This window comes from Microcystis sp. 49638_E5 (assembly GCF_021300285.1).
GTDB lineage: Bacteria > Cyanobacteriota > Cyanobacteriia > Cyanobacteriales > Microcystaceae > Microcystis > Microcystis aeruginosa_C.
In genome coordinates this window covers 23,061-30,769 of the sequence record NZ_JAJTDH010000025.1, presented here as the reverse complement: position 1 = coordinate 30,769, position 7,709 = coordinate 23,061, and the positions used below count along the sequence as shown (strand labels likewise).

The 7,709-nt window shown below is 42.5% G+C and carries 10 protein-coding genes; 1 reads left to right on the top strand and 9 read right to left on the bottom strand.

The window, feature by feature from the left end:
- Window positions 1–318 precede the first annotated feature (318 nt).
- From LW728_RS09325 to LW728_RS09290, 8 genes are all read right to left on the bottom strand, one after another.
- Complete coding sequence (locus tag LW728_RS09325) at window positions 319–2,289, bottom strand: SUMF1/EgtB/PvdO family nonheme iron enzyme (RefSeq protein WP_287766427.1); 1,971 nt, start codon at window positions 2,287–2,289, stop codon at window positions 319–321.
- A 165-nt stretch (window positions 2,290–2,454) separates the two neighbouring features.
- Entirely contained in the window at window positions 2,455–2,688 is a 234-nt protein-coding gene (locus LW728_RS09320; RefSeq protein WP_002783562.1) for a FitA-like ribbon-helix-helix domain-containing protein, read from the bottom strand.
- Window positions 2,689–2,822: 134 nt separating this feature from the next.
- Window positions 2,823–3,158, bottom strand: coding sequence for a HepT-like ribonuclease domain-containing protein (locus LW728_RS09315; RefSeq protein WP_002783557.1), 336 nt, complete (start codon window positions 3,156–3,158; stop codon window positions 2,823–2,825).
- On the bottom strand, window positions 3,155–3,448 hold the full coding sequence (locus LW728_RS09310) for a nucleotidyltransferase family protein (RefSeq protein WP_002770523.1): 294 nt from the start codon (window positions 3,446–3,448) through the stop codon (window positions 3,155–3,157). The genes LW728_RS09315 and LW728_RS09310 overlap by 4 nt, the downstream gene beginning before the upstream one ends.
- A gap of 62 nt (window positions 3,449–3,510) precedes the next feature.
- Window positions 3,511–4,278: a PP2C family serine/threonine-protein phosphatase gene (locus LW728_RS09305; RefSeq protein WP_287766425.1), complete on the bottom strand. Its 768-nt coding sequence runs from the start codon at window positions 4,276–4,278 to the stop codon at window positions 3,511–3,513.
- A 13-nt stretch (window positions 4,279–4,291) separates the two neighbouring features.
- On the bottom strand, window positions 4,292–4,948 hold the full coding sequence (locus LW728_RS09300) for a vWA domain-containing protein (protein ID WP_287766424.1): 657 nt from the start codon (window positions 4,946–4,948) through the stop codon (window positions 4,292–4,294).
- 265 nt (window positions 4,949–5,213) lie between these two features.
- Entirely contained in the window at window positions 5,214–5,555 is a 342-nt protein-coding gene (locus LW728_RS09295; RefSeq protein ID WP_002737429.1) for a thioredoxin family protein, read from the bottom strand.
- Between the two features lie 88 nt (window positions 5,556–5,643).
- A complete protein-coding gene (locus LW728_RS09290; RefSeq protein WP_185238441.1) occupies window positions 5,644–6,345 on the bottom strand; it encodes an NnrU family protein in 702 nt (233 codons plus the stop codon).
- 186 nt (window positions 6,346–6,531) lie between these two features.
- Between LW728_RS09290 and LW728_RS09285 the strand changes: the two genes are divergently transcribed.
- Complete coding sequence (locus tag LW728_RS09285) at window positions 6,532–6,825, top strand: (2Fe-2S) ferredoxin domain-containing protein (RefSeq protein ID WP_287766423.1); 294 nt, start codon at window positions 6,532–6,534, stop codon at window positions 6,823–6,825.
- A gap of 345 nt (window positions 6,826–7,170) precedes the next feature.
- Here LW728_RS09285 and infC read toward each other — a convergent pair whose 3' ends face one another.
- Complete coding sequence (gene infC / locus LW728_RS09280; protein WP_004268617.1) at window positions 7,171–7,701, bottom strand: translation initiation factor IF-3; 531 nt, start codon at window positions 7,699–7,701, stop codon at window positions 7,171–7,173.
- Between the last annotated feature and the right edge of the window lie 8 nt (window positions 7,702–7,709).

Below are 7,709 nucleotides of genomic sequence, written 5' to 3'. Positions count from 1 at the left end.
CGTGCTTCAAAACCTTGCGTCTTCATCGGCCCGCGTCCTGTAGGGGCGAAGCATTCGGATAAAAAATCTACGGTTTCACCGATAGGTTATTGCCCGAATGCTTCGCCCGTACTTTTTCAGCAAACCCTATTTAATCTTGGTTCCGAGGGTGTTGGGTAACAGTCGTCAACCCAACTACGGGCTGCTGTCAAAAAGGCAAAAGCTGCCTGGGACGCACCCTAGAAAATCTCAAAAAAAAATCGACCCGCCGCTAGGCGGGAAAAAGAGAAAAAGAGAAAAAGTAAAAAAGGGTAAAAAAGGGTAAAAAGAGAATAAGGGTTACAGAGTCCTCCCAGCACCGCACACCACCCGAAAACCGTCGTTGATGAGGCTGTAGTCGGGGCGGTAGGTGAAGTTGCGGTAAGCAGAACGGCAGTTAGCTGGAACGTTGTACCAAGAACCGCCCCGCAATGGAGAACGATTATCATTACCATTTTTTAGCCAAGCACTGCCATCCTTTGGCGCTCCGATATAGTTATCGTGCCAATCGTCCTCGCACCACTCCCAAACATTGCCACTCATATCATACAGTCCCCAAGCATTGGGCTTTTTCTGGCCCACAGGATGAGTTGTCTGCTGAGAATTTCCTTTATACCAAGCATAATCTCCTAACTGATTAGCATCATCACCAAAATAAAAGCGAGTAGTAGTCCCCGCACGACAGGCATATTCCCATTCCGCTTCTGTGGGGAGACGATAGGTTTTCCCTGTTATCTGACTCAATTTCTGACAAAAGGCTTGAGCGTCATTCCAACTAACATCTTCTACCGGATTTTGGGGATTATTTTGAAACCGAGAGGGATTGGTTCCCATTACCGCTTGATATTGTGCCTGAGTCACTGGATATTTCCCAATAGCAAAACTGTTTACTTTAACTTGGTGTTGAGGCTTTTCATTATCGCGAGCATCGGGATCGCTGTCAGGAGATCCCATGAGAAATTGACCTGCTGGTAAGCCTACCATTTCCAGTGTTACTCCATTGGGTAGGTTTTCTGTAAATGGAGGAGCTAAAGGACGAGGTGAAGGAGAAGGAGGAGTAGGATTCTGACGAAACAACTGAGCGAAAATATTACTAGCGACTGTCCCTACTGTAAATAACCCGAAAGTTATTAAAACTTTACGACGCGACCATCTTTGAGGAGGTATAGGTGAAGGAGATGATTGAATCGATACTGGGGGTGGAGTTGGCGCTACTTTAGGTAACTGTGTAGATGTCACAGTAGCGATACTTTTGCTTGCAAAAATATCAAGATTTAAATCACTAAATCGCTCACACCAATAACACTTTCCGTAACGGCGACTGTAGTAATGATTATCAACTTTGCCACAGCGTATAACCTCTTTTCGTGCAGCTTCCAAAGTATCGCACCATTCCTTAGCCGTCGGTCGTCTGTGGGGGAATTTATGTCCCTCATTGAAACAGCGCAAAAATAAGGCGTGTAAGTCGGGATGTAAAATATTTAATGGTATGGTAGTATTACTAGGTACAAGCAATTTATCCCCAGAAAAAGGCCATAGTCCCCGTCGAATTAGTTCCGACTGTTCCAGGGAATCCCCTCCTCCTTGCCACAATCCCCGAAACGGCGGCCCGCTAAATAATAGATAATAAATAACAACTCCTAATCGAAAGCGATCATGCACTTCTGTTTGATCTACATCTGCTATATTCACTCCGATTAATTCCGCCGGTGTAAATCCTTCTGAGCCAACTAAACACCGATATATTTTACCGCTATAGGGATCTGATACTTGAAATGAATCTGTATCAATAATTGTAGGCAACGCCCGATTATTCACTAAGATATTTTCTAGCTTGATGTCTCCCAAAACATAACCTTTAAGGTGAATTGCTTGGATAATAGCGGCTATATTCCGCGCTACTACATGAAGAAAATACCAATTAGTTTCTAACTTGTATTTTCTTCTCATTATGGGCGTACAAAGCTTTAATAACGTTTCTGAACCCACCACTTCTGGCATTAAAAAACCAACGACTTTTCCCTGTTTATCTTCCAAGATAGAATAGGGCCAAGCGAAGGAAATATGGTTAAGATGAACGTTAGGATCACTGGGACGATTTCTCACCATTAACTGTAATTTATCAACCCTTTCATTATGGGGATTGTGGTAGATTTTCGCTAAGTACCCATTAAAGTTAGTGTGCCATACTTTCGCTTCGCCACTGTCGGCCATTTCTTGCGTCAGGGTAATCAAGCGATTCTGTAGTTGACAGCGATAAGTTAAAGACATCAAAAAATCTCCGAGTATTTGTGCTGTTCAGAAAAATTTATCTAGTCGTTTCTAATAAGTTAGATATAAGTAGCTGGTTATAATTAAATTAAAAATGGATTTTGCCTTTAATCCCCCTTTGATAACGGGGGTGTCTGATAATTTTTAACGCCTACCTACTTAGTATCAATCAAATACTGGTTTAGCTGTGTCATCTTGAACGCGATCAAAGTCTGAATCGTTGCCAACGTTGGGAATCTGGCGTAGCACCTCTGCTAGGGATTTTCGTTGCGGTTGCAGCAAGGCTTTTTCTAAGATTTGGCGGTGTTCGGCTTCGGCACTGATCCCGTGTTGGCTGGCTCGCTTTTTGAGAGCTTTGACGATGGCTTCATCGATATTGCGGACGATTAAATCTGCCATAGACGACATCCGTTTGAGAGTGGTATTGTATTCTCAACCATTTAAATGATAGCAATGATAGTCAATGATCTTATCCTAGGTTGGGTTGAACGATAGTGAAACCCAACATTTTTTAATAATTGAGTTGGGTTTCGTCAAATCAATTCCTGTAAAATAGCTTCGATTTGTCCTTTTAGAGGAGGAATGTCATTTTCAACAATATCCCAAATAATCTCTAGATTGATACGAAAATATTCATGAATAGTTAAGTTTCTTAGATCGCTGGCATCTCGCCAAGGAACTTCGGGATGTCTTGCTTTAAATTCTTGAGAAGTTGCTCTAGCTGCTTCACCAATAATTTGTAAATGATAGACAATCCAAGTTTGAATTAATTCTTGTTGTTCAAACAGGGTTTTTCCCTGTCGAGCATACTTTTCTAAACGCTCAATTGCTTCTAAAATATCCCGCAAGCGTTCGCTATCATCTCTCATAGTGGTATTGCTTCTTTTAGTACCCGCTCTCTGATTCTATCTTTAAGTCCCTGTTCGGTAACAATATCAACTTTGCAGCCTAACAAGGCTTCAAGTTCTCGAATTAACGGCAAGGGAAACCAGGGACTCCGACGTTCGCTACAATAATCAATTAATAAATCAATATCGCTTTTTTCGTCAGCTTCTCCCCGTGCAACAGAACCAAAAATTCGCACGTTATTTGCGCCGTGTTTAGCCGCAATAGCAATAATTTTTTCTCGTTTGTTTTTGAGTAATTCGTCAATTTTCATAATTTACTTAGTCCATAGTCTTATCATAGGTTGGGTTGAACCAGAGCCAGAAACCGGGTTTGTCAAACAAACCCGGTTTCTGAACAAAAAGCTAGGAGTAAGGTTTTATCATCGGTTGTTAACTTATTTAAATCCTCCCGCTCTAAAAATTCTTCGAGGTCTTCTTGCAATGGCGTTTCTGTCTGTTGTAAATATTCCTCTAATGGCTGAAAAAAGGGCGGAAAAGGCTGCCAATTTTTATAATTGATCGATACCTTTTCCACTCCATCCGTCGCCACACAAATAAAGGCAACTGGCTCGGTTAAAACTTTTATTTGCATATCCTCCAAAGCATTACTAGAAGTAACAAAAGTGGTTTCATTGATGTATTCCCCCTTGTCAGGCTGAAACAATAACTGATAATTTCCTCCCAGAGGTTTGAACACAATAAAACCGTCTCCTATCTGCATCGCCGCTAATCGTTTTGAAGTAACCAAAACAACCAGTAAAGTTGTCGCCAGATCATTAATATCTAACTGTTCTTTTTCGGCTTTTTCTTGGAGAATTTGCTGAACATAAGCCAACAGTTGCCAGAATATTTCCTTTAATTCCGCTTCAGTTCCAGTGGCAGCTAATGCTGTTTTTTTGAGCTTATACTCTAAAAATTGCAGCGCTGCTTTAACTGTTATTTTCGCCCCTAAATCCGAATGTTTGGCACTACCGGCCCCATCGGCTACGGCTCCAATCAAAACATCCTGACCCAATACCTTATAATCACCATAATCTTGACAGGGTAATCCCGTTTGGACGTGAAAACTACCGACCACCGACTGACATAATGTTCTCCACATAATTAACTGTCCTCTAGGTGGTGATTTGTCCCCAATTCACTGGTGGTAAAGCGATCGCCGCTCCAATTTTACCACCAGAAACTCGTTTCATTGAGTTACTTAACCACTGAAATAATTCCCGAAAATCTAAACCATTGAGTAACACGGGGGGATTATTAGAAATCTGTTTAAGCTTCTCCATATCAGCACCCTGAACACCTACAGAAAAAAATAAAACCCGATTTTCTGCTTCTGCTTGTTTTACCCGTTGCGCCGCCAGACTCCATTGATCCGTAGGCGCACCATCAGTAATTAAAAATATCCAGGGGCGATAATATTGGATACCATTATTTCTATAAATCGCTTTACGATCTTCGATTAAATCTAAAGCCAATTCAATCGCTTTTCCCATGGGAGTTAAGTCTCCTGCGGTTAAAGTCGGTGGCGTAAATTGATCAATCCCGACAAAATCTTGCACGGTTTTAACCCCTCCCTTACCAAAGGTGACAATGGCGGTTTCTACGCTCAACGTCGCTTGGGTATCCCGCATCACATCCTCCTGAAAGGTTTTGATACCATCATTGAGAGCCTTAATCGGTTCCCCTTCCATTGAACCAGAGGTATCTAGTAGTAGTACCACAGGACAGCGATTTTCCTGATTTTCGACAAATTCAGCCACACCAATCGGCATTTTTTTAAGCCTCCTAATTTTTTGAACTGGGGGAACTATGGGAGTTGTAGGAATTGGGATTATCTACTTTTTGTCCTATTATATTATCTCTGCCAGTCCCATCAGAGGCTCTCTTATTCTTTGTGTGATAAGTTTAACTTACTATAAGAGCGATCAATCTTTGTGTCCTCTGTGTCTGGAGTGGTTCGTTCCACTCACCCACCAGCGTTACCGTATCTTAGAATACATTTTAACCACAGAACCCATCAGAAAAGATATCTTTCCCTTAAGCTGAACGCGGGATTTGATTTTTGACTATTAGTCGCAGGGTTTGTTGCAATTCCTCGCGACTGTGAATTTCCTCCAGACGGTGAACCGGAACACCTCGATCGAAGAGAATTAAAGTAGGCAGACTACGCAGACGAAAACTATTAGCTAATTTAAAATTATTATCGGCATTGACACCGACTAATTGAATCGCACCTTGACAGTCATTTTGCCAAGACAAGAGGGTGGGTTGGATTAAACGACATAAACCACACCAAGGAGCCCAAAAATGCACGAGAACCGGACGGGAAGATTCTAAAACTAGCTTAGGGAAGCTCTTTTCGTTGACAGATAGTATCATGTCTAAACGTATTTTATGAAAACTTTATTTTGATATAGAAGCCATTCTACACCAATCGGGATCAACAGGAAAGGAGTTGGGAGCAAAATCACCAATAAATTTTACTTGTTGCTTGCATTAGCCAAGGATGCGCCCACCAGAGGAGTAAAATAAACCCTGTTACTCCTAGATAGGCAGGACGAAGGAATTCTTGCCATTTCAGGCTTTGCCGACCATCGATAATCGCTAAAAAGGGAACCACTGAGGTGCGTTCTTTGACCTTTAAAAATGCCTCTCCGTAACGGTTCTCTAACCGGCGATCGCCATGCCAGACGGCAAAAAGATGATGAGCAATTAAACCTAGGGAAGTTAATAGGGTAAAGCTTGTCCCTAACCAGAGGGTGTGACCAATACACCAGATCACCTGTCCTACCATCTGGGGATGACGGGTAACGCGCAGGATGCCGGTTTCATAGAGATGAACCTGGGGTTTTTGGATAGCGGCGATCTCCAGCAGGTTAAAGGTGGCAGGATAGAGAAAGAAAAAAGAAATGGCCGAAAGTATCCAAACTAGGGTTTTAACTCCGGTTACTCCCTGTACTTGCCAGAGAAGCAAACCATCATAACGATGATTGAAGAAATAAACTACTAAAATTACCGCTAGAGGAATACTCACAAGGGCAAATAATACCCGATACAGTCGCGCACCGATGATAGCTTCTCCCCGCATTCGTAAACTGGCTAATCCGCTATGGGCAACAGCAAAACCCAGTAATAAACCTAACATGATCCAATGACTAGCGAATGCCACTTTTACCCTCTTGATTGACTAAATTTTTCTCCCAATTCTATTTTAAAGATTGATGGTTAATTTTCAGCACCTTTTTTTGTGTTGCCAGTATCGGGGATTCGGGGCAAAATAAAACTATGCTTCCCCAAAGTGACCCCCCAAAAATATACCCAGGGAACTATCTAATTTTGCAACTTTTTAGGTAATATGTCTTATCCCCAAAAGCGATTTGTGATGGTCTGTCAGCATTCTTCCTGTTTGGTGCAGGGTGCGTCCGAGCTTCTTTTAGCTTGGCAAACGGCAGCTCTCCCAGAAGATGTCATCGTTATGACCAGTGGTTGTCAAGGACAGTGTAGCACTAGCCCCACGGTGAGAATTATTCCCGAAGAAACTTGGTACTGTCGTGTTAAACCAGAGGATGTCAATCAGATTGTCGAGGAACATTTAAAAAACGGTCAACCGGTCGAGCGTTTACTCCATCCACGCATTCACGCTGAATAGCAGTAAACGGCTCTCCCAGGCTTGGTGGGTAAAATGTATTCTAAGATACATTCCTCCTAGCGAGGGGGTGGAACGAACCACAAAGACACAAAGGACACAAAGATCGATCATATTGTGAGTTAAACTTATCACACAGAACCTAGAAGAGCCAGTAAACTCGGTCATCAATTTTTAGACTATGCTTCACAATAGTCTTTTGCTCCTAGGTTAACCCCTGTGAGTGCCTGTGATTGCAATCCAGAGACTTAATTCTCGGATAATACATTTGTTTTAGATTATTGGTTTCCTTTCGGGATTTCCGAAGAACAAAAAAGGGGACTTAGCCCCTTTTTCCGGATTAGTTAGTTATTTTTTCGGCGATAACATCATCATCATGTTACGACCTTCTTTTTTTGGTGCTTGCTGTACCTCAGCTACATCCTCTAAATCCTTGGCCATGCGAGCCAGTAATTCTTCCGCTAGGTTAGAGTGTTGAATTTCCCGACCTCGGAAGGTAATCGTCGCTTTTACCTTATCTCCCGCTTTTAAAAAACGTTGCGCTTGGTTGACTCGCACGTTGTAGTCATGCTCATCGATTTTATAGCGCATTTTAACTTCTTTTATATCGGCTGTATGCTGTTTTTTCTTGGCTTCGCGGGCCTTTTTCTCCTGTTCAAACTTGTACTTACCATAGTCCATAATCCGGCAAACGGGAGGACTTGCCGTTTCACTGACGAGGACGAGATCAAGTTCCTTTTCTTCGGCCACGCGCAAAGCGTCGGCAGGAGTAATAATTCCCAGTTGAGAGCCGTCGCTATCGATAACGCGGATTTCGGGAAAGCGGATTCTTTCGTTAATTTGGGGGAGATCGCGAGTAGTGCGTCTTTTATCTATCACAGGCGTTC